This is a genomic window from Wolbachia endosymbiont (group A) of Bibio marci (assembly GCF_947251645.1).
Classification (GTDB): domain Bacteria; phylum Pseudomonadota; class Alphaproteobacteria; order Rickettsiales; family Anaplasmataceae; genus Wolbachia.
The window spans coordinates 412,759-435,315 of record NZ_OX366364.1 but is presented as its reverse complement, the minus strand read 5'-3'; the positions used below and the strand labels follow the sequence as shown (position 1 = coordinate 435,315).

17 protein-coding genes and 2 pseudogenes are annotated in these 22,557 nt (G+C 35.4%); 11 read left to right on the top strand and 8 right to left on the bottom strand.

Annotated elements, in window-relative coordinates:
* Positions 1 to 52: 52 nt before the first annotated feature.
* Positions 53 to 1,009 (bottom strand): IS5 family transposase, encoded by a 957-nt coding sequence (locus tag OPR48_RS02415; RefSeq protein ID WP_265025723.1) that lies wholly within the window; start codon positions 1,007 to 1,009, stop codon positions 53 to 55.
* A gap of 72 nt (positions 1,010 to 1,081) precedes the next feature.
* Between OPR48_RS02415 and OPR48_RS02410 the strand changes: the two genes are divergently transcribed.
* From OPR48_RS02410 to murB, 3 genes are read left to right on the top strand one after another with little or no spacing between them, the layout of a single operon-like run.
* On the top strand, positions 1,082 to 1,279 hold the full coding sequence (locus OPR48_RS02410) for a hypothetical protein (RefSeq protein ID WP_265026423.1): 198 nt from the start codon (positions 1,082 to 1,084) through the stop codon (positions 1,277 to 1,279).
* Positions 1,273 to 2,151 (top strand): hydroxymethylbilane synthase, encoded by an 879-nt coding sequence (hemC, locus tag OPR48_RS02405; RefSeq protein ID WP_265026422.1) that lies wholly within the window; start codon positions 1,273 to 1,275, stop codon positions 2,149 to 2,151. The genes OPR48_RS02410 and hemC overlap by 7 nt, the downstream gene beginning before the upstream one ends.
* Positions 2,142 to 3,029: a UDP-N-acetylmuramate dehydrogenase gene (gene murB / locus OPR48_RS02400; protein ID WP_265026421.1), complete on the top strand. Its 888-nt coding sequence runs from the start codon at positions 2,142 to 2,144 to the stop codon at positions 3,027 to 3,029. Before hemC ends, murB begins: the two co-directional genes overlap by 10 nt.
* Before the next feature lie 544 nt (positions 3,030 to 3,573).
* On the opposite strand, the gene OPR48_RS02395 is transcribed toward murB, so the two are convergent.
* Positions 3,574 to 4,587 (bottom strand): hypothetical protein, encoded by a 1,014-nt coding sequence (locus OPR48_RS02395; RefSeq protein WP_265026420.1) that lies wholly within the window; start codon positions 4,585 to 4,587, stop codon positions 3,574 to 3,576.
* Positions 4,588 to 4,723: 136 nt separating this feature from the next.
* Between OPR48_RS02395 and elbB the strand changes: the two genes are divergently transcribed.
* Both elbB and OPR48_RS07265 read left to right on the top strand, forming a co-directional pair.
* Complete coding sequence (gene elbB / locus OPR48_RS02390) at positions 4,724 to 5,431, top strand: isoprenoid biosynthesis glyoxalase ElbB (RefSeq protein ID WP_265026419.1); 708 nt, start codon at positions 4,724 to 4,726, stop codon at positions 5,429 to 5,431.
* A 179-nt stretch (positions 5,432 to 5,610) separates the two neighbouring features.
* Positions 5,611 to 5,919 (top strand): hypothetical protein, encoded by a 309-nt coding sequence (locus OPR48_RS07265; RefSeq protein ID WP_320109930.1) that lies wholly within the window; start codon positions 5,611 to 5,613, stop codon positions 5,917 to 5,919.
* A gap of 2 nt (positions 5,920 to 5,921) precedes the next feature.
* On the opposite strand, the gene OPR48_RS02380 is transcribed toward OPR48_RS07265, so the two are convergent.
* On the bottom strand, positions 5,922 to 7,784 hold the full coding sequence (locus OPR48_RS02380) for a peptidoglycan D,D-transpeptidase FtsI family protein (RefSeq protein ID WP_265026417.1): 1,863 nt from the start codon (positions 7,782 to 7,784) through the stop codon (positions 5,922 to 5,924).
* A gap of 20 nt (positions 7,785 to 7,804) precedes the next feature.
* On the opposite strand from OPR48_RS02380, the gene ispH reads away from it, so the two are divergent.
* The 6 genes from ispH (at position 7,805) to OPR48_RS02350 (ending at position 14,483) form a co-directional block, all read left to right on the top strand.
* The gene (ispH, locus tag OPR48_RS02375) at positions 7,805 to 8,734 is read left to right on the top strand and encodes a 4-hydroxy-3-methylbut-2-enyl diphosphate reductase (RefSeq protein WP_265026610.1); all 930 of its coding nucleotides are present in this window, start codon (positions 7,805 to 7,807) and stop codon (positions 8,732 to 8,734) included.
* Positions 8,735 to 9,446: 712 nt separating this feature from the next.
* Entirely contained in the window at positions 9,447 to 9,575 is a 129-nt protein-coding gene (locus tag OPR48_RS02370; RefSeq protein WP_265026416.1) for a hypothetical protein, read from the top strand.
* A gap of 313 nt (positions 9,576 to 9,888) precedes the next feature.
* A complete protein-coding gene (locus OPR48_RS02365; protein ID WP_264735793.1) occupies positions 9,889 to 10,017 on the top strand; it encodes a hypothetical protein in 129 nt (42 codons plus the stop codon).
* Entirely contained in the window at positions 10,002 to 10,958 is a 957-nt protein-coding gene (locus OPR48_RS02360; protein WP_265025723.1) for an IS5 family transposase, read from the top strand. The genes OPR48_RS02365 and OPR48_RS02360 overlap by 16 nt, the downstream gene beginning before the upstream one ends.
* A gap of 296 nt (positions 10,959 to 11,254) precedes the next feature.
* Positions 11,255 to 11,437 (top strand): hypothetical protein, encoded by a 183-nt coding sequence (locus OPR48_RS02355; protein WP_265026415.1) that lies wholly within the window; start codon positions 11,255 to 11,257, stop codon positions 11,435 to 11,437.
* A 34-nt stretch (positions 11,438 to 11,471) separates the two neighbouring features.
* A complete protein-coding gene (locus OPR48_RS02350) occupies positions 11,472 to 14,483 on the top strand; it encodes a hypothetical protein (protein ID WP_265026414.1) in 3,012 nt (1,003 codons plus the stop codon).
* Between the two features lie 11 nt (positions 14,484 to 14,494).
* Here the strand turns inward: OPR48_RS02350 and OPR48_RS02345 are convergent.
* From OPR48_RS02345 to OPR48_RS02325, 5 genes and pseudogenes are all read right to left on the bottom strand, one after another.
* Positions 14,495 to 14,807 (bottom strand): annotated as a pseudogene (locus OPR48_RS02345) (hypothetical protein); the annotation flags it as partial.
* Positions 14,808 to 14,891: 84 nt separating this feature from the next.
* A complete protein-coding gene (locus OPR48_RS02340; RefSeq protein ID WP_265026412.1) occupies positions 14,892 to 16,061 on the bottom strand; it encodes a hypothetical protein in 1,170 nt (389 codons plus the stop codon).
* A 39-nt stretch (positions 16,062 to 16,100) separates the two neighbouring features.
* Entirely contained in the window at positions 16,101 to 17,156 is a 1,056-nt protein-coding gene (locus OPR48_RS02335; RefSeq protein WP_265026411.1) for an ankyrin repeat domain-containing protein, read from the bottom strand.
* A gap of 613 nt (positions 17,157 to 17,769) precedes the next feature.
* Positions 17,770 to 18,381 (bottom strand): annotated as a pseudogene (locus OPR48_RS02330) (hypothetical protein); the annotation flags it as partial.
* 712 nt (positions 18,382 to 19,093) lie between these two features.
* The gene (locus tag OPR48_RS02325) at positions 19,094 to 22,531 is read right to left on the bottom strand and encodes a cytoplasmic incompatibility factor CifB (RefSeq protein WP_320109929.1); all 3,438 of its coding nucleotides are present in this window, start codon (positions 22,529 to 22,531) and stop codon (positions 19,094 to 19,096) included.
* Positions 22,532 to 22,557 lie beyond the last annotated feature (26 nt).

The window sequence follows — 22,557 nt, the reverse complement described above, 5'->3', positions numbered from 1 at the left end:
GGGATGGCTTTGTTGCATCGCACCTTATACTGGTAGTAATTTACGATAAATATCATGTAGCCATTTCAAATTTAGCCATACCAATTTCAGTAAATTGATTAAGCAAATAGCACTTAATCAGCAATTCTTTTTCGCGATTTACTTCGGATTTATTCCTAAAGCTGAATCCAAATATTTGCTTTAATCTTGAGAAAAACCCTTCAATATAAGATCTTTTCCCATAATTTACTTCTTTTTTCCATTCTTTCACGCCATCTTCACCGTATAATTTTATTAACCTAATAGCAGCATTTCTGTCAGACATATAATCTATTTCTGGATGTTCTGCCGCATTGTTTATTGGTGGAATTTTTGCCTTTATATCATATTCGTGACACAATTTGTAAAACTTGTGCCTATCATATGCCCTATCTGCATATAGTGCTTTTATGACATGCTGAAAATTAACTTCTTTAAGCAAATCGCAAGCTCCATAGTGATCAGAGTAGACACCGTTACTGTATTTTACAGCTATGGCTTTTTTGCTGTTTATATTCAACATTACATGCAATTTTCTTGTCTGTTCATAGCCACGATATTTTCTGTTAGCGCTATTTTCCTTGCTGTGACCAGGGGTATTGTTGTAAATGCTGATACCTGTACTATCTATAGCAATTTCGATGTCTTCCATATTATTTTTATCAATTCTGCAATCATTGATCTTAATATTAAGTTTCTTAAACCTTCTTGATGCTTGTGAATAGCTGATAACTGCTAAATCTCTTCCTATTTGTTGCATATATCCTTTTATAAACCCCACCGTTTGTCTTAAACCAATTCTAAAAAGATTGACAATTATATGCACCAAAATCACAACTTTATCACTGTAAATATAGTTGCCGCCTTGCATTTTTGGACTATTTTCATACCAATTTTCTATGGCTTCATTGATATAATGAAAAATATTTCCTCTTTCCTGGAGAAATTTGTTATATTCATTTTGGTTACTGACTTTCATTTTCTGTGGCATATTTTTTCTTCAACAGTTAAATGGTTATTTATAATGAATTTTGTCAGTAGCCACCAGATTTTTTCGGTTGCTATGCAACAAAGCCCACTAGAATCCAGTAAGCTTATTTATGCATATAAAAGGTTATTATTTTGTAAAGTCAAAGTTGCTTTTGGTTTTAAGTTAAAGTACAATAAATGCAAAGGCTCATATGATGAATTGTATAGTAAAACTGGATCCCAGTGTCTGGGCACTGGGATGACATCAGACAAACAGTCGTACACATGCTAGTCAAAATAGGTACCAGAGGAAGCAGCCTTGCAGTTGCCCAGGCTTTGGAAGCAAAACAAAAGTTGCTGGACTCTTTTCCTAACTTATCTATTGAAATTGTTAAGATAAAAACTTCTGGAGATAAGTATGCAAACGCAAATCTTGCTGAAATAGGGGGCAAAGGATTATTCATTAAAGAAATTGAGACTGAATTGCTCGAAAATAATATAGATATGGCAGTTCATTCGCTAAAGGATGTGCCTGCGTTTTTCTCAGGGGGTTTAACAATTCCTTGTGTTTTAGAAAGGCTAAGTCCATGCGATGCGTTTATTTCTCATAAATACAATAGCCTTGAGTCTTTGCCACAACAGGTTACTATTGCCACTTCTTCAATAAGAAGAAAAGTTCAGTTACTAAATTTTAGACCAGATTTAAATATAGTACCGTTACGTGGAAATGTAACAACCAGATTGCAAAATCAAAATTTTGATGGAATAATTTTAGCTGAAGCTGGACTCATAAGATTAGAAAAGCATCACTTAATTACAGAGGTATTGCTACCAAAAGTTATGTTAAGTGCAGTGGGACAGGGAGCGATTTGTATTCAATGTAGGAGGAATGATGTAAAAATTATCGATCTTTTAGAGAAAATTAATAATAATATGTCTTTTATAAGAGTGAAATCAGAGCGCAGTTTTATGAAGACAGTGAATGGTTCATGTTTTACACCACTTGCAGCTTTGGCTGAATATGTGAACGAAAATATGCTACACCTTCGTTGTATGTTGGCAGATGGAAAAAATATATACTTCACTGAGCGCACTTCATTTATAGAAGATGCGGAGAAAATGGGTATGGATGCAGGGTTAGAGTTGAAATCAAAATGCTTATAAGCTTACCTAAAGTACGTGGAATCTATCGTTATGACATCTTAATGTCTAAAGCAACGTGGTTAAATGTCGGTGGACGAGCTGATATATTATTTAAACCACGTGATATTGAAGATTTAACATGCTTGATTAAAAACACTGAGTTGCCAATTAACGTTATCGGTGCAACATCCAACATAATAGTGCGAGATAGTGGCATTCGAGGAATAACAGTAAAATTAGGTAAGGAGTTTGCATATATTAAAAGTAAGGGTAACAACTCTATTGTTGCAGGTGGTGCTGCGCTGCTCAGGAACCTTGCTTACTTTGCAGGAGAGCAACAAATTAGTGGACTCGAGTTTCTAGTTGGAATTCCAGGAACAGTTGGTGGCGGAATAGAAATGAATGCAGGTGCATATGGTAGTGATATCGCAAGTGTTGTACAATCCATAAAAGCAGTGAATCTAGAGGATGGAAACCTATATGAGTTCTCCAGCAAAGAAATGGGGTATTTTTATCGTGGACATGGCCTAAAAGGAAATTGGATTTTTGTTGAAGCTGAGTTTAAAGGAGTAAACTCAGAGTATGAGCTTATATTGCAAAGGTTAAAGGAAATTGTTGAGAGAAAAAATAAAAGCCAGCCAACGAGAGGAAAAACTGCTGGGTGCATATTCAAAAATCCAAAAAACTATCGAGCATGGGAGTTAATTGATAAATCTGGCTGCCTAGGGTTAAATATTGGTGGAGCTAGAATCTCTAAGAAACATTGTAACTTCTTGCTCAATTACGATAATGCAACTGCATCTGACTTGGAAAACCTTGGCAACAGAGTAAAAGATGCAGTGAAGGATAAATTTAATGTTGAACTTGAGTGGGAAATAAGGGTTTTGGGTAGCTATTAGACAGTTTTTATAGCTTCTGTATATTCGTTCAGGAAACGGCAAATAAGGTAGACAAGTAATCTAAAAAAATAATCATAGAGAAAACGTGAGGTAATGTGGTTAATCTTGTAGAATTTTGCAAGAATCTATAGCTAAAGTGACTTAGGTTCTCTAATTGCACGGGAATGTTTAAAAAACCATACGCGTCAAGTTAAGGGAAAGTAGCATAAGGAAAAAGAAAAGTGGTAAAAATTATTTTAGATATTAAGCAATAAAGCTAGTAATTTATAGACTCTTCTAAAAGAATTATCTTATTTTAGATCAAAATTTCCAAAAAAATAAATGTAACAAACAAGTTTAAATGGTGCTATATTGGGCCTTAACTTGACGCGTATGGTTTATTTAACACTCCCATTTTCTGTGAAAGACAGATATAGAAAAACAAGAGTATCCACCTTAAGTTCATTGAATTTTCTTACCCTTGTTTCTTAACTTGACGCGTATGGTTTATTTAACACTCCCCTTTCTAATAGTAATTTTTGCGTCAAAACGCTCCTCAAATGCATCAACCCGGTCCTGTGATTCCTTCTCCACTAACTCGTTCAGGACTTGGACTATCTACTTGAGAATCTGGCTTCATTTCCTGAGCTTTCTCATTAACTTTTTGTTCTACCTCGTTTATTTCATTGTTACCAATGGCCATAATTGCAGGTTGAAATTCGCTCATAAAATCTACAAGTTTCTCCATGTCTTCCTCATGAGTACTAGTACCCTTGCTCATAAGATTGTTCAAAAGATCAGCATTATCTTCCCCTATTAACTGTCCTATGGCTGCTAGTTGCTCTTGATTCTGAAGCATTTCTACTATCTTTTTCTCATTCTGAGCGTCTTCCACGCTTTGCTCTGCTTTTAACTTACTATTGTCTGCAATACCTACAAGCAAGTCCCTATATAATCTATCAAAATTATTCTCTCTTGCTTGAACTGTAGGTAATTTATCTATTAAATCCTTATATGAACTTTTCACTGCTTTTCCTGCTTCAATCGCGCCTTCTTTTATTTTTTCCCCTGCCTTTCCTATACCTATTCCTACATAACGTGCTCCAATAGCTACAAGTGCTATTAATGTAGCAAGCACAATAAGCGGAGAAAATGCTACTCCTAATACTATTCCAGTAGAAGCTATTCCAATTTTTTTGTTTGCAGATGCTGATTCAAAATAATTGACTAGATCATCCAGCGGACCTTTATTATTATTTATAACATTACCTATTGCTTGATCATTGACATGCTTTAGCGCATCTTCTATTACTTCTAAGTTGGTTTTTTCAAAAGTTGGACTTTTAAGTGCTTCTTCAATGAATTTTATAAATAATTCTTTGTTGACCTCCTTTTGCAAGCCTTGGTCATTAATCGCTAAACCTACATTATTAAAATTCATTTTTTCAACTTGTTCTGATAGGGCTTTAAGTAACTCCTCTTTTCCCTCTGATGGGGATTGTGCGATGCTTTCTATTATATCTGAAACAGCTTTTCTTAGTTCTTGGTAGTCAGTTTCATTATCAAAGAACTCAGCCACATTTTACTCCATTGACTGTAAATATACCTAATTATACATACTAATTATTAATTATATTATAATTGATATAACATACCCCTTTCCAAATATAGAATTTGTATTAAAATATCTAGATTATATGAAATCAAGGTACTTTATGGGTGAAAAAAAATTAAAAGCTGCTGTGGTTTTATCAGGGTGTGGTCACCTTGACGGTGCAGAGGTAAGAGAAGCGGTTTTAAGTCTGCTTGTGCTTGATCAGCAGGATGTGGATGTTAAATGCTTTGCACCTGATATCAATATCACACAAGTTATGAATCATAAAACAAAGGAGGCAGTGAAAGAAAAAAGGAATGTACTTGTAGAAGCAGCAAGAATCGCAAGAGGCGAAATATATGACTTAAAAGAAGCCAAAGCTGAAAATTTTGACATGCTAGTTGTACCTGGTGGATACGGAGTTGCAAAAAATTTATCTGACTTAGCTGAAAATAAAGGCATGGTGACAGTAATGCCTGAATTTGAAAGATTAGTTTCAGAATTCTTTGTTACAAAAAAGCCAATAGGAGCGATATGCATATCTCCAGCTATCATTGTTTCAATTTTAAGTAGTAAGATAGGTAAAGAAGAAAGTAAGGTTAAGGTAACTATAGGAGATGACAAAGAACAGTTGATAGAAAAGCTTGGCGGCGAACACATAAAGTGCGATACAGGGTTATCAATAGAAGACGAAGAGTATAATGTATTTTCTTGTTCTGCTTATATGCGTAGTGACGAAAGTACATACTCTGTATATCAAGGGATAAAGCATATGATTGACAGCATGGTAAAAAAGATTAACAAAAAAACTAAACAGCCATTCCTCTAAGATGTAGTAATTTAGACTTCCTTACACAATTAACTGTTGAATTTTACATTTCTAGCTGTATTATGGTTATATAGCTAAAGTGATCTAGGTTTACTGACGATTACTTGTTAGCGGCATGGCGTAGGGCTGCACTAGCTATATATATTTAGCTCTTTTTTTATAAACGTAAGGTGTTTTATATGTCAGACCTTTTCTATATTGAAACTACGTGTTGTGTGGACGGTCAGTGTGATGTCTATACAGGGGAAGTGAGTTTTAATGATGTCATGTTAGGCAAGTTCAGTCTAAATTCGTGCAGCGGGAAAGAAGCTATGATAAATCTAGACGTTATTACATTCGACATTAATATCGCTATCGATGATCAAAATGGAAAGACAATAAAAAGAGATCTTAAAGGTCTTGAATTTGTAACTAAAGATGATGGTTCTTGGTATATTAATAAGGATTTTGGTAATGATAAATTTGAAATTACAGTAAAGCAATCATAATTTTACATCTCAGGTGTAACATTTAGTATAGGTGCTATTCTATTTATAATGTTCTTTACTATAGGCGCAGCAATTATTCCCCCGGTATGGTGTATCCCTTGAGGTTCATCAATAGCAATTAGCACTATATACCTTGGGTCAAGCATGGTTAGCACTCCTATAAATGACGCTATGTTTGCATCTTTGCTATATTTACCATCTACAACTTTTTCCGCCGATCCAGTCTTTCCCCCTATTGAATATGCCTTTATTTTTGCTTTCCTGCCAGTGCCATCTGTTACTGCTGCGCGTAATAATTTTCTCATTTCCCTGGAAGTTCTTCTTGAGATAATTTGCTCTCCTATACTTCTTTTATTCAACATCAAGGTTGCGTTATGAAATATCCCATTGTTGATTAATGCTGCTGCAGTTTGTACAAGATGTATAGGAGTTACAGCTATGCCATAACCATAAGATGCTGTTATTAAAGTGTTTTCACTCCATTTATCCGGGATTATCGGTGTAGATTTTTCTGGTATTTCTATTTTCAAAGGAGAAAATAGCTTCATAGCTTTAAAGTATTCTACTTGTTTTTCAATACCTAATTTGACTGCAATTTTTGCTGCACCAATGTTGGATGATTTTACAAATATATCTTGCACAGTAATTTTTGGAATTTTAGATTTGTGAAAATCCTGAATTTTATACTTTCCAATGGTGATTGGCGTTGATACGTCATATAAATCGCTAGTTTTTGTAACGTTTGCATCAAGTGCTGCGGCTATTGTAAAGTATTTTAATACCGACCCCATCTCATACACCCCAAGACTGGCGCGATTAAACTTTTGTACGTCTTCTGCCTTATTCTGTAGGTTGGGGTTAAAATCAGGTAGACTGATCATCGAGATGACTTCACTATTTCTCACATTTAAAACAATTCCTACTCCGCCGAGTGCCTGATATCTGCTTACAGCTTTAGTTAGCTCTTCATGTACTATGCTTTGCACTCGTGTATCTAAGGATAGTTGAACATATTGATCAGCAGAGCGTGACCATCCCTGTTGGATGACAGAAGATTGTGCAGAAACTTGGTCTGCAGTGCACTGACACTGGAATCCAGTTTTATGCGCAATTTCATCACTAACATTGGTTTTGACATATGTTTCTGGAATCCGTTGTTCATCACGTAATTTGTCAGTATTTTTATCCAGTGTCACGCACTGGATCTGTTGTGTGGGGGATTGCTGTGCAGAAGATGATGCCACCTGCTGTGCAGGGGATTGTTGTGCAGGAATTGCTTTCAAGTTGCAATATTCGTACAACTGTATATCAGCTACTTGGATGACAGAAAGTTGCGTAAGGAATCTATTTTTTATGTACGCCTCAACTCCTGCAATACCGTTGCCATCTATGTCAGTGTAACCAAGCACGTGTGAAAATAAATTACTGTGAGGATATATACGTTTTACATCGTTATAGAAGTTTATTCCTGGCACGCCGGCATTTTTTATTGCTAACAGTTCTTTTGGAGTCAAGTGCCGCTTTATCCAAGCAAATTTCTTTTCTGAAGTAAGTATTCTATATAAGTTCTCGTATTCGAGGTCATGCAAAGTAGAACACAGTTGTGCTGCTATACTTTCCGGATTCTTTACTTTGGTTGCATCTGTATATAGTGATGTTGTGGGCACATTTGTTGCTATTACCACTCCATTTCTATCTAAAATATCAGGTTGTTTATGTACTATATTATCTTTTCTAAAATTTTCTGAAGTAGTAGGTTGATCAAATGTTAAAGAGAATATGCGAAAAATAATTATTATATAAAATATAAATAATGGTACTATAAAACACAGTGAGCGGAGCTTATTTTTAAGTAATGCTTGCATATTTACTTGATTTGACAAAAATGGAAATCATCTTAGCTGAGCCGCGAGGTTTTTGTGCCGGGGTAAAAAGAGCTGTGGACATATTAGCTATTACTTTAGAAAAATACAAAAACAAGTGCCAAGTTTATGTGCTACACGAAATTGTTCACAATAAATATATAGTAGAGGACTTTAAGAAACAAGGAGTGGTTTTTGTGAACAGTATCGAGGAAATTGAAGATAATGGAGGAATACTGATCTTCAGCGCGCACGGAGTGTCAAAAAATATAGAAGATGAGGCAAAAAGAAAGGGTATTCAAGTGATTGATGCAACATGTCCTTTAGTCAGCAAAGTGCATAAAGAGGCAAAAAGGTATGAAAACAGTGGTAAAGAATTAATTCTCATTGGGCATGAAAACCATCCAGAAGTTAAGGGAATTAGAGGAAGAGTAAATAATCCTATCATTTTAGTGCAAACTGTGCAGGACGTACACAATTTAAAAGTTAAAGATCCAGATAATTTGTCTTATGTTACACAAACTACGTTAAGCATCGACGATACCCGTGACATTATTGCTGCCCTGAAATTAAGGTTTCCAGGCATAACAGGTCCAGATTTAAAGGACATATGCTATGCAACGCAAAACAGACAAAATGCTGTTAAAAAGCTAGCTAAAATTGTAGACATGGTATTAGTTGTAGGAAGTAAAAATAGCTCAAATTCAAATCGCTTATTAGATCTATGCACTGCCAGAGGAAAAAGAACCTACTTGATTGATAATTACAGCTGTGTGAATAAAAGCTGGTTTCAGGGCGTAGAAAAGATAGGAATCACTGCAGGTGCTTCCGCTCCTGACATATTAGTTGATGAATTAATAGACTACCTAAAAGTAAGTATGAATGTAGAAGTTTCAGTTATGCCAGATGGTATTATTGAAAATGTTCAGTTTAAAATACCGAATCTGATTTAAAACACAACTTATCTACTAAGCTTCTCTTGAAATCACACAAATCAGCATCTATAGCTAAGACGTCATACCGCGATTCATTAGACTTCTTGCATAACCTTATAACAAACTTTTATTGGGAATAGAAACGAAAAACTTACTTGACAAACTCCGCCAGCCCCCTTATCATGAAACTGAAGGTATTCAGTTATCTTCATTTGTGCAGATTAAACAGCAAAAAAACAACGTAGTTGGCGTCTTATTTTTAATTTTTTGCACTATGTGCACCTTATGTCTTCACAATATTCTGGATTTTTACCTATATAAGCTGAAACGCGCTTATAAGTCGTTTAAGACAGTATAGTACGCCAATTTGAAGGATTAGAGAGTGAACACTAATTACCACGGGATTTCTTTTGCCTTTTTTTCTGCTTAGTAAATTTCTTAAACATTTGAGATAAGGTGAGTTGCATTTAAAAGCAGCCAAATTGCAGTGTTTAAGACTTAAAAAACGCCAATACTGAAAATAGATATTAACCGGGGCTTCTTTTGCCTTTTTTTTCGTTTGGTAAATTTCTTAAATATTTATAGCTAAACGACAATCGTCATCCCGCTGCTTGTTAGCGGGATCTAGAGATACCGTGACGGTATGACGAGGGAGAACAGTTAGCGGCTGAGATACCGCGAATGAATCGCGGTATGACGTAGGACTGCTGTCATTCCAGTACTCCTTTTTTTGTCATCCCAGTGCTTGACACTGGGATGGCTTTGTTGCATCGCTACTTATGAAAGGCTAACTATAGTTAGGATTATAAGCAACTTATTGAAAATCTTGTTTTTTTGCAATCAATCTGATCAAATTTAAGAATAGTAATTTATTATTTATATTAATAAATTTAATTCTATTGAAAATAGCTAAAGCATTGAAATTCTTGAATTTTAGCCGGATTAGTGAGTGGTAGTGAAATTTCTTTTACTCAAATTTAGGTATTCACTGACCGTTCTTGTTATAAATACCAGAATAATAAGCTACTGATATTCTCTATCTTTTTTATCTTTAATCCATCATAGCTAGCGATGCAACAAAGCCATCCCAGTGTCTGGGCACTGGGATGACAAGAAAAAGAGGTACTGGTATGACATTAAAGAGTAGGGATTGATGGCAAAGAGAAATACAGGTGTCATTCCAGCGCGTGACGCTGGAATGGCTTTGTTGCATAGCAACCGAAAAAATCTGGTGGCTACTGACAAAATTCATTATAAATAACCATTTAACTGTTGAAGAAAAAATATGCCACAGAAAATGAAAGTCAGTAACCAAAATGAATATAACAAATTTCTCCAGGAAAGAGGAAATATTTTTCATTATATCAATGAAGCCATAGAAAATTGGTATGAAAATAGTCCAAAAATGCAAGGCGGCAACTATATTTACAGTGATAAAGTTGTGATTTTGGTGCATATAATTGTCAATCTTTTTAGAATTGGTTTAAGACAAACGGTGGGGTTTATAAAAGGATATATGCAACAAATAGGAAGAGATTTAGCAGTTATCAGCTATTCACAAGCATCAAGAAGGTTTAAGAAACTTAATATTAAGATCAATGATTGCAGAATTGATAAAAATAATATGGAAGACATCGAAATTGCTATAGATAGTACAGGTATCAGCATTTACAACAATACCCCTGGTCACAGCAAGGAAAATAGCGCTAACAGAAAATATCGTGGCTATGAACAGACAAGAAAATTGCATGTAATGTTGAATATAAACAGCAAAAAAGCCATAGCTGTAAAATACAGTAACGGTGTCTACTCTGATCACTATGGAGCTTGCGATTTGCTTAAAGAAGTTAATTTTCAGCATGTCATAAAAGCACTATATGCAGATAGGGCATATGATAGGCACAAGTTTTACAAATTGTGTCACGAATATGATATAAAGGCAAAAATTCCACCAATAAACAATGCGGCAGAACATCCAGAAATAGATTATATGTCTGACAGAAATGCTGCTATTAGGTTAATAAAATTATACGGTGAAGATGGCGTGAAAGAATGGAAAAAAGAAGTAAATTATGGGAAAAGATCTTATATTGAAGGGTTTTTCTCAAGATTAAAGCAAATATTTGGATTCAGCTTTAGGAATAAATCCGAAGTAAATCGCGAAAAAGAATTGCTGATTAAGTGCTATTTGCTTAATCAATTTACTGAAATTGGTATGGCTAAATTTGAAATGGCTACATGATATTTATCGTAAATTACTACCAGTATAAGGTGCGATGCAACAAAGCCATCCCAGTGTTGGCTACTTGGATGACAAGAAAAAGAGGTGCTGGTATGACATTAAAAGAGTAGGAGTTGATGGCAAAAAGAAACACAGGCGTCATTCAGCGTCTTTTTTTGTTATTCCAGCGCGTGACGCTGGAATCTAGGAGTATAAAAATGATGAATAAAATTTATACTAAAAAATATAAAAAAAGTGCTTGCACTATAATTTATTTTTAGTACATTAGTTACATAATATTTTTACTGGAGGTTAATATGCATGGTAGTAATGATAATGGTGGTGGTAATAAGTGGATTTCAGATAAAAATGTTGAGTGGATTGGTCCTGATAAGTATAAAAACTACGAGCGGCTACGTGAAAGCAGTAAGCCTAACACACAACTGGGTAGTAGTGCTACTAGTGCCGGTAGTAGTAAAGATAAAGGAAAAAGCAAGTAGTGTTGTTTCTTAACAATTTTTAATAGAGGTAGTTATGGATATAAAAGAGCTGGTTAATGCGTTTAATTTAAATAATTATTTTTCTGATAAGATCAATACTAATTTTACTGTAGAAAGTAAAAAGATTGTTGGTTTATTCGCTAGTAATACTGATACAAAAGAATATCTACGAGGAATAGGAGAGGAGATAATAAAGCGGCAATATCTTGGCGGAAGTGAGGTAGCACGTAAATATTATAACTTAAACTATTTTCCGTTTGTAAATAGTTGGAAGGAAAAATATATAGACGAAAATGTAAAGAAAGTGAAGCTTACAGATTCTACAAATAATGAAGTAATTTGTAACTTGAAGGTTCATTTTGCTAATGAGTTTAAGAGGGCTGTGGAAGCAAAAGTGGTTGCATGTCTACAAAAAGAAGTAGGGATAACTGAGGAAGAAGCATATGAATGGATAAACGAAACTGTTGGAACAGGAGCAATAGGTAGGCCTGATTTGTACTGTATAGCTTTTAGCAACGAATACCTTGAGAGGGAATATGATTTAGAGACTTTTGAATTTTTTAAGCAGGCATATATTAAAGAATTTAACTCAAGGTTAGAAAACTGTGGCCTGAAGAGCTCGGACTTTTACAAATATAAAGATGATATGTTATACGTCAAAAACGTTAGCGATAAGGTAATCAAGAGTGTAACAGAATATGTTAAAAAGGAAGTAGCATTTGATTTTAGAACTCCAGGCACAGAAGATTCTAAAGTCGAAAATTTTAAAGATGTTCTTGGCGATTTTATTTTTAAATGGACAGGGAAATCAATTAATGCCTATGAGTATGATATTTTTACGGATAAAAAGACAATAGAGAAAGGTAATAATTTTGTCCTTATACCTTTAACAAAAAGATATAGTGGTCAGCTTGAATCTTTAAAGCATAAGGATGCATACAAAGTTAATATAATACATAAAGATTTTGTAAGTGATATTAGAGGTATGACTGCAAAACCAGATGTTGCCAGTTGTGAAAACCCAGTTTACGCTATCTCTAATAAAGGAATTGCTCTTTTATTTCCTGAAATTATGGAGTCTCCAATTTCATATAATCAAATAAACGGACGTTTTGAATTTGCAGTTGATCTTGAGAATTTTAAGAGACGTGGCTCGAGTCAATTCTCCTCAACAGTGACTTCTCCATTCAATTCTCCTACGCATGCAGAACCACCAAGAACACCGCCCAAACAAAGGAAAGCAGACACAGATAGTGGTTATGATAGTAATTCACCTCCGAAACCTAAGGATTCTGGTTCTTCAAGTGGTGGTCCAGGGCCATCGACTGAACTGTCAGATATGGAATGGGAGTCTCCCACGCGGAGTCAGGATGGAGCATTAGAGGATTCTCCCAGGCGAGGGTCAGAGCAAGGATCAGAAACGGAAAAAGAAGGACGGCTGCTGCACAATCATGTAAATTCAGCTGGAACGAGTAAAGGATCTTGGTCATCGACACAATTGAGTTTTCCTACAGTTAGTCAGGGTGTTCCAGGGCCATCTAAAGGGGGAAATCTAGGTGCTGCAGCAGCTAGTGGTAGTATCCCAGGATCCTCGTTATGGTCACAGAGTGGAGCTTCATCATCGAAAGGTGCTAATCCAGTAGGGACTAACCCTTGGGCTCAGCAAACGAACCCTTGTTTATCACAAGGCACGTCCGAAAATAAATGGATATCGTCAATGCAATTTACTAAACCAGGACCTAGTGGTTTATCATGGTCACAGAGTGGAGCTTCATCATCGAAAGATGCTAATAAAGGTATGTCAACATGGACTAGTCAGCCAATGAACCATTGGTCATCACCGGCTTCAAGTGCAGGATTATGGTCATTGTCACAGAGTGGAGCTTCATCATCGAGAGGCGCTGGTAAAAATATGCTAACAGGGAGTAGTTCTTGGTGTTTGCCACCATCGACTTCTTCTCTTACGACAAGGAATGATTCAATATCCTCAAATCTTGGGATTTTTGCAGATCCTCCAGAAGATACGGAGAACATTTGTAGCATGAAAGAAAAACAGCAAGTTACTGATGAAAGTGATCGAAAAAGTAGTGATGAGTATTCTGAAGCACAGTCACAAGAGAGTGAATCTCCGAAGAAACATGGGGGTGGTCCTTTGTGTAGTAATTCGTCTATAGGTAGTATGTGGTCAAAACTAAAAGGCAATGTGCTACCTTCTCTTGGGCGAAATAACAGAGAACGTAGTTCGGTGTGTTCGATATCTTCAAGTGTAAGTGCTCCTGTAACTCCTGTAACTGAAGAACTACCTTTGTCTACACGATCTCCTTCACTCCCAATTGAAATAGTAAAAAGTCGATCCTTAAAAGTGACTCCTGTTACTGAAGTACATACCGAAAACAAGCCTACTGAATTAAATGATAGTATTACAGAACTCCCGTCACAAGGTACCGTAGGCAAACTAAACATGCCCGGGGACCGTAGTTCTAAAATTTCTGTAGATAGTGGTTTAGGGTCGCTTGAGCGGGGACAGTCAACGCCGCTTACTGAAGAGTTTAGTGATTCATCTCAGCAGGACCTGTCAATAGGTGTTAAACTTGGAAATATGCTTAGTGAATTATTAAATTCTGCTCAAAATCTACTCAAAAACCCGGCTTCTTCTACGCATAGAGGTGTGCCAGGTGGACCAAAGAGGCAAGCATCTCTTACCTCTAGCCAGAGGCAGGAACTACGCAAAGTTCTTTCTCCTGAGATGAGGAAGAAGCTAGACGCCAACTTTTTTCCTCCTGGGTACGAGAAGTTACTACACTTACTTTATGTTGATAGTGAGGGGCTGTGTTCACTTCTTTCTTCTCCTGAAGCAAAAGAGCAAGTGTGCTCAGTTCTTCCTCCTGAGGAGAAGGAGCAAGTACAATCAGGTTCTCCTGAGGAGATAGTACGCTTACTTCACAAGTTCTTTAGTAATCAAAAAATTAGTGATAACTGTCTTCTAAGTTCTAAGATAGATTTTCCTAAGATCAAGAAACTCTTGCAAGAAGAAATTTTTGTATAAGCGGTTTGTACCTAATCCACCGTCCTAAGCCACCCAAGTGTTTTATTAGGGTTGGGGCCAAAGTCCCTGACCCTGAAAGCACTGGTGTTAGTTTTTCTCATCCATTGTAAATATTGTACCGTACTGTCCACCTGATCATCATAACGGGCTTCTGGGAGCATTAAAATCTCATACTCAAAATCATTGAGCCATATTGCTTGCTGTGGCAGAAAAACCCTGCCAGACTCTATCACCGGAACAATTTTGAGTGAGTTTGTCATTGTGTGGCACTATTTCAATAATCGGTAGATCGCTATTTGCCTTTAGCTCTTGTGTTAATTGTTGCTTTTTATACCATCTGCTCTAATTTAACACGTATGAACATTCATGATTAATTTTTTAAAATCTTATCCTGAAAAATACATTAACTTAACCTGGTGGAGCCATTGCTGTTTTCTTTTGCTGCAAACAAGCTTGCGTGAGATCAGTAGATGGAACATCCTTAGTAGTCTCGATTGACTCTGTAGACACACTACCATTTTTCTTAAAACCTTTATCTTCTATAGCTTTCAGAACGTTTTCTCCTCCCAAAAGACAATTTTCTCCTAAACTTTTCTTCTTAGCTTTTAACTCGTCAAACCTTGTTCTGCTCTCCTCACAAATCTTTACCTCTATTTTATCACTATCTTCCTTACTAGGACTTAGATAAATACTAATCTCTCCTACCTCAGTGGTAAAAGACATTTCAATGCTACCTTTTAAGATATCTGTATAATTTCTTTTTCCATCTTTTGTGCCTTTAACTCTCACTATACTTTCCCCAATTTGAAGTATGCCGACTTTTAATTTTAACTCTTTAGCTTTTTCATTGTTTAAGATTTTTACAGGTTCAATAATACTATCTTGTGAATATTTCATATAAAAATATTGATTATCTATCTCCACTGTCTCTAGCTCCTCCTTTTGAGCTTGCCTATCTCTGTTTACGATACCTTCATATGCTATACTTATTAGCTTGCTTTCAATTTCTTTATATTTTTTATTGCGAGCATTCATATAAGAATAGTTATAATTTTGTGCTAGCTCAGTACCGGTGGAGAAAGATTCTTTTGCTTTCCCACCTTTTAACAATAAATCATCCATGATGCTTTCCATGATGTCTGAAGCTTCATCTTTATCTTTACCTTTATCTTCTTGTTCGGGAATATCATTAACCCTTCCTCTATACTCTCTGGTTTCATCGCATGGTTTCACACGACTAATAAGAACATCTTCTATTTCTTTAAATATTAAATTTGTTACAGTTTCTTTATCACCTTTTTCACTGCCATTTTTATTATCATTACTACAACTTGAATTTAACCTTATTCCTTTCTCCAAGTACTCATTTACTATTTTCTTAATACTTTTTAGAATACTTTCTTCAGGTTCTTGTTTGTTTTTTGTTATATCTATTATCTCCTTATAAAAACCTTTAATTAGCCCCTCTTCACTTGTAGTTAATGGTATTTCTAACTTCATCAAAAGTGAGTCTTCTAGAAAAAGATCATCACTTGAACTACAGCTCGAATCCTCGTCTTCTGAGTCACAATCACTCAATTTAACAGACTTTACCTGACTATCATCACCAGAGTTATTTTAACAATCATTACTTTCATCTACCGAACCATCAGGTGTTGTCGGATTACCTTCATTTTCACGAGAATTATCTGAATAATAGTCCGAATCCTCTTCTGTGTTACAATTACTCAATTCAGCAGGCTTTGCCTGACTATCATCACCAGAGCTATTTGAACAATCGTTTCTTTCACCTACCGAACTATCAGGTGTTGCCGGATTACCTTTATTTTCATGAGAATCATCTGAACTATGGCTCGAATCCTCAATAGCTTGACGGCACTCATCTTCAGTAGCATATTCAGATGGAGTCTTTCCACTTTGATCTTGCACATTTGGATTAGCACCCGCTCCTAAAAGAAGTTCTCTAGCTTGAAGGCAGTTATTTTTAGCAGCATAATCTAACGGAGTCTTTCCACTTTGATCTCGCACATTTGGATTAGCTTTTATTACTTCTAAAAGAAACCTTATACCGCCAGTATCGTTACATTCAGCAACGTAATGTAACAGAGTTTTTCCATCTTCTTGGTTTTGTACATTTGGATTAGCTCCTGCTTCTAGAAGAAGAATTATATGTTGAATATTATTTAATATATCTCCATTGCTTTCTAACGCATTTAAAATGTTAAGTAATGGTTCATTTGAGTAATGTGACAGAGTTTTTTCATATTGGTTTTGTGTATTTCGATCAGCTCCTGCTTGTAGAAGAAGACTTATATGTTTAGCATAATAATATAATAGACCTCTATCGCTTTCTAACTGATCTAAAATATCACGTAATTTTTCATCTAAGTAACATGACAGAGTTTTTCCATCTGGGCTCCGTATATTTGGATCAGCTCCTGCTTGTAGAAGAGACATTATACGTTGAATATCATTGGGATTATCTAATAGACCTCTATTGCTTTCTAACTGATCTAAAATGTCACCTAATTTTTCATCTTGGTTCTGTATATTTGGATCAGCTTCTGCTCCTGAAAAAGACGTTATATTTTGAATATTACTATCGTTTTCTGGCTGACCTAAAATGTTAAGTGAACTTTCATTTAATTCCTTGCTTGATACCCCACCACTCATATTTTATAACCATTACTCACTAATTCTTCAGTGATTACCGTAATATATGGGTAAGTCAATAAAAAAATACACCTTTCCTTCTTCAGTTCTAAGAAATTGTCAAAAATCTCAAAAAGATGAGTTAAAAAGGGTTCTGCTTCCAACTTTTTTGCTGTAAATTTTTGCAAAATTTTAAAACTCACATCTACTCTATTATAGTATTCTTGGCAACTAATTTTATGTCAATATTAAAAATCTTACTATTACCCACAAATAAAGACATGGTATTGTATTTACTCAAATAATTTTATTAACTTGAAAGATTATTAGATTAAAATTATTAAATTAAGAGTTATAATTTTAGCAACTAAAAGCTGTAAGTTATACCATATAAACAGTTATTTCAAGCAAAAATTATGCCATTAAGAGCTATGCAACAAACGTTCATATTTGTGGGTAATAGTAAGGGGGAAGTTATAGAATGACACTCAATCGCGAGGACTATGACTTCTACCAACCAGACTTTTCGTATAGCTTCTAGGTTCAAGCTTTCAATTTGCCTTTGAGCGCAGAAACTCCCTAGAAATCACGCTTTTGAACTCTATATTATTTTTTGTAACATTGTCGTAGGCGTTAGATCTTGCAATGCAGTTAATCTTTCTAACGCCCTTGCAAACTCTTCTTCTGATAACTCACCACTGCCTAATTTCTCCTGCAATTCTTTTATCTCTTTGTCCAACCTCTGATCGAAACTTAAATCGCGTGCAAAAATCTTCTTGATTAACTCCTTAAGCTTGTCACGCATAAATTTAATTATCGAAAGAAGCCAATTTTTTTCTTTCTTCTCCTTGAGCATTTGGTAGATTTTCGGATCATCTACATTTACTTCAAAAAGGTTGAAGAGAGGTTCAAAGAAACTCCAGAAATCTCCCAATGGTTTTTCACAATTGAAGTAACCCTCATCATCATCTTCTCCGATATGTAGCTCTGCTTGAGATGATATTTCATCGATACAACTAGAGGCCTGACGCTCACACTCGAGCCTTCTAAGTAAATCTTGTCTGGAAAGCTTCTCTACGGCTGCTTTTAGTTCATTTAACTTCTGCTCCGCAGAGAAATCTTGCTCCCTGATTTTTCCTTGGAAAATTGAGCTACCGTTTTTGTTATTATCTGAAAAATTTTTCATTATTTTTGTCCCCTCAATAAAATTACTGCCTTTGTTCTTACTTAGAAAGCTTTCTACCATTTTTACTCCCTTCACAAAACTTAATAATTTAATTTTACAGCACTAAACATTTAAGAACTATTAATGTAAAGATGTCAATAAAATTATTGACATCTTTACACTATATATATTATATCATACGCCATTTAACCTTTCAATAATATTCTTGCTGCTTTTTCAAACTCTAGCATGCGCTTTCCTTAAATTGGTTCTTATTAGTGTTCACTTTTGCCTCTACCACCACTTTTTCTTGTAAAGTATTTGATATAGATTTTATTATACTCTCTGGCATAATATTTTCAACATACTATATTCAGAAGGAGAAACTATCAGAGCAACAGAGGCAGAGCAATACAAATAGTAAAAAACTCTCTAAACCTCGATCCGAAAACTTGAAAATGGAGGAAATGCTTATTCACTAAAGATGCTCCAAAACATCCAAGATCTTAACTCTAGACCACGCGATTCCAAGAAAAAATCTTCTCACGCTAGCTGATTTTTGTTGCTGGAAATGGCTGCATCATTTAAATTTATTAATGTTATACACTACCAAATTAATAGTTGCTCATTTAAGAACCTCCTTCAACCTTACCCAACTCGAAACATATACTTTTTGAAACATTGCTGCAAGTAGAAAAAAACAGGTTACCCACCTTAACTTCTTTAAATTTGCTCACAATCTTTACTTGATGCATAAGGTTTTTGTTACACTCCTTTCATCTACCGATTACCTCTACTTACCGCCTTTACCTTTGCTAAGGTCAGAAACACGACTAGCTTCAGGACCTTCTAAACTCGACTGTGGCAGGTCACCAAAATTACTGGAATCACTAACACCAAGCGATATAGGTGCTTCTACTGGTCCACACCCTCCTCCCACTCTGTGATATCCTAATTCTAGATAAGTACGTAGTAATGGATCAATTTGTTCTCTATTTTGAATGTATGCTTGCAATTGCACATCTTGAAATCCCGGATCATTCCTGAATAATTGTGAAATGCCCACTCTTATGTTCTGAAAGTAATTTCTATCTCTGTTTGGGTGGCCTCTTCCAAGAAAATCGCGTATTATATTTATGATATTCTGCACTTGCCCAACAGGATTTTCGTTTAGAACTCGATTAATATCACTAGCATTTTCTAATGCCCATAAACCACAATTCCAACCATCTGTTTGCTGACTAACAGAAACATTATTAATCCTGATATTATTTCCTAAGTTATTTTGAATGATATCAGTAATACCACCTGGAACAGCAGTAGCAGTTGAATCAGCATAGTACCCAACATAGTTCCCATTTTGACGTTCAATCACTAGTGTAACCCAATGAGTATTATTTAAAGTAATGATTAAAGTTAAACGCTGTTGTTCTTCATTTTCCCTAAATTGATTTAATACTCTAACAATGTGCTCGTTACCGTCATTCCTTGCCAAATTAGCTACTTCAAAAGTGTGATTACCTTCAGTACGAAGCTGATATCGCAATCTTCCAGCGTGAGCTATATCAATTTGTTGAAGCCAGTAATCATAATGTCCATTTCTCGTCGCAAATTCTAGTGTAAGTAGATCATTTACTTCTATCCCTTGATTTCTAAGAATATCTCTTATTTGTCTTCTTATCTCTTGTGCTGTAGGAATGGAATTATCACCTCCCCTTATTCTTGACCTTAGTATTTCTAGGAGTTGTTGTATACTACCTTCGAAGGTAATAATACTAACACATCGATTATCACCTAGATCAAACGGTAAAATCCGGTTCCGTCCGGGATTTTCTCGAATATAATTTATTAAATTTTCACGAGTCTGATCTGATAATAGACCCTCTGGTGGATTTTCATCAATAACACTTTCAGGTCCCACTAATACTCCTGGTCTTGAGTCACGACCACCACGATCAAGTCTATGTACATACTCTTCTCTTCCTATTCCTTCTGGAATAGATATAAGACCTTCTACTTTCCCTGCACCTGCATTAAATATAAGAGGAAATAAAACCACCTCATTTCCAGAAGTAATAAGCAAATATCCTCTTTGCTTGTTCATAAGTTCTTTTATTCGATCTTTTGCGTTATTCTCCTTTTGTGCTACTTCTTCTGCATTATTAGCAAATCCTAATACATATACAATCGGATGAGTATCTGGAGCATTCTCCGTAGATTGTCTTAATAATAAAAGGTCTAATCTCTGTTCTGTAGTTCTTGTGAGTATTGCCCTTTCTCCTTCTTCTTCCTGACCCCTTTTCAAACTATATGTTTGACCAACTTTATACATAGCAAGCACTTTATAAGGATTATCACTAGCATAAAATGTACCATGTAGTATAGAACGAAACTTATCCTCACTATTAACATTTATTGCGTCCCTAAGTGGCATCAATATTCCAGAGATCTCTTGAAACAGCTCTCCATGCTGACCTACATCTTGCCAGCCATCATCCATAACTCTTTCTGAAATACCATGTACATTTTCAACATTAGGCACTTGTATAAGATCACCATCAAGAAAATTATTTGCATTATTATTTTGGTAATCGTGATATAAACCAAGGTCATTTGGTTGATCAATATCTAGCTCAAATTGGTCATTAAGTGTGCATGAAACTTCCCATACATGAACATTATTTCCATTAATATTAAGATTTTCTAAATTGATTGCTCCTTGTTGTTGCGCATCGTGAGCTCTAATATGAAGTATAACTATATCAGAACCTTCAGCATGAAAGACCATAGTTAAACATCTTAAACCCTCATCACCATGTCTAAATATGTATTTTGTTATAGGTGCTTCGTCTTCCTCTTCTAGTTCTAAAGGGTGCCTATCAAAAGCACTACTTCCAAAAGTAAAACCAGTTATACAATTAAATACTCTGTTATAATTATCTGCATTTCTTGGTATTTCACCAGGAAGATGTTGAAGCAAGAAATCTCTAATATTCTCTCCAACCTCTTCATCTTCTATATACTCAAACAATCTTTGTACTAAAGGAAATCTATCCTGTTGAAGCCCTACTGTATCAACACTAAAAGGATCTAGATTTAAATTAAAATTTAATCCAACACAGACAGTATTTCTTGATTCAGTATGGATAGGTATAAATGAAAAAACATGCAATCTTTCAGCGTGACTTCTGGCGCGGTTTAATGCGATATTGGACGGTGCCCTTGTAGCAAGATTAACAACAATAGGAATATTTTCTCTTTCTGCTTGGTGACGTACAAGAAAAGCAACATGTGAGTTTCTAGGAGATAAGTCAAGATCGATGCCTATTGTGTAGCGATGACTAAAATTTGCTAAGAAACCTAATAAAAACCCGTGACTCTCAAATTTTTGACTGCGATTTTCAATATTATTTTCTATCTGCGCTCTATAATTATTATAGGTATCAGTTATATATTCTAAAATATCTTCTCGGAGAGGATCTCTTACATTTTCTTCGTCATCACTTGTTAGTATTTCCATAAAGTTGTCAATCCTTTGTTGACCTTGTGCTACCTGTGCAAAATTGACTGATCTATCAAGCTGTCTGAGCTGATTTTGATTAAGTTGTCTTCCTTCTATTTCCTTAATTGTTAATCTGCGATTTCTAAAGAATTGCCTCAAGAAATGAACCTCAGATGCTGAATATTTGGCAAATTTATCTCTACCTCTAAAATCCTTTTCACGAATCGCCTCGAATACTGTTGCAATTGCCTCTCCCTGACTCTTGCCCTTTCCATGCATGCATACTTTGTACTGCTCAAAATTTAGGTCTTCTTCCCGTAAATTCGGATTTTGCCGTCTAATCTCTTGCACTAGAGCATTTCTCTCCCTTGTACTAAACCTTAACCCATTACTGTTAGGGCGATCAGAAATGCTGTAACACTTGACAACTCGCTGTCCGTCACGACTACGAGTTGAAACAGCAACCTTTAAGTTTCCTGTATTTCTATTCCTACCACCTGTATCAATACCATGATTATCAAAACGAAAATAGACTCTCTCATTTGCAGTTAAGATACCAGCATCATGTGCAGTAGCAAACATACTAAAAAAGAATACAGGAAGGAAACGACCTGCACTCACATGATACAAAAAAGATGGACATTGATCTAAAAAAGATTCAAATCCTTGTCTGAATCCTTCAAGATCTCCATCCACCAAACTCCTAATAAATCCATCACCATTACTCATACAAAATACCCCTTATTTACTACGAC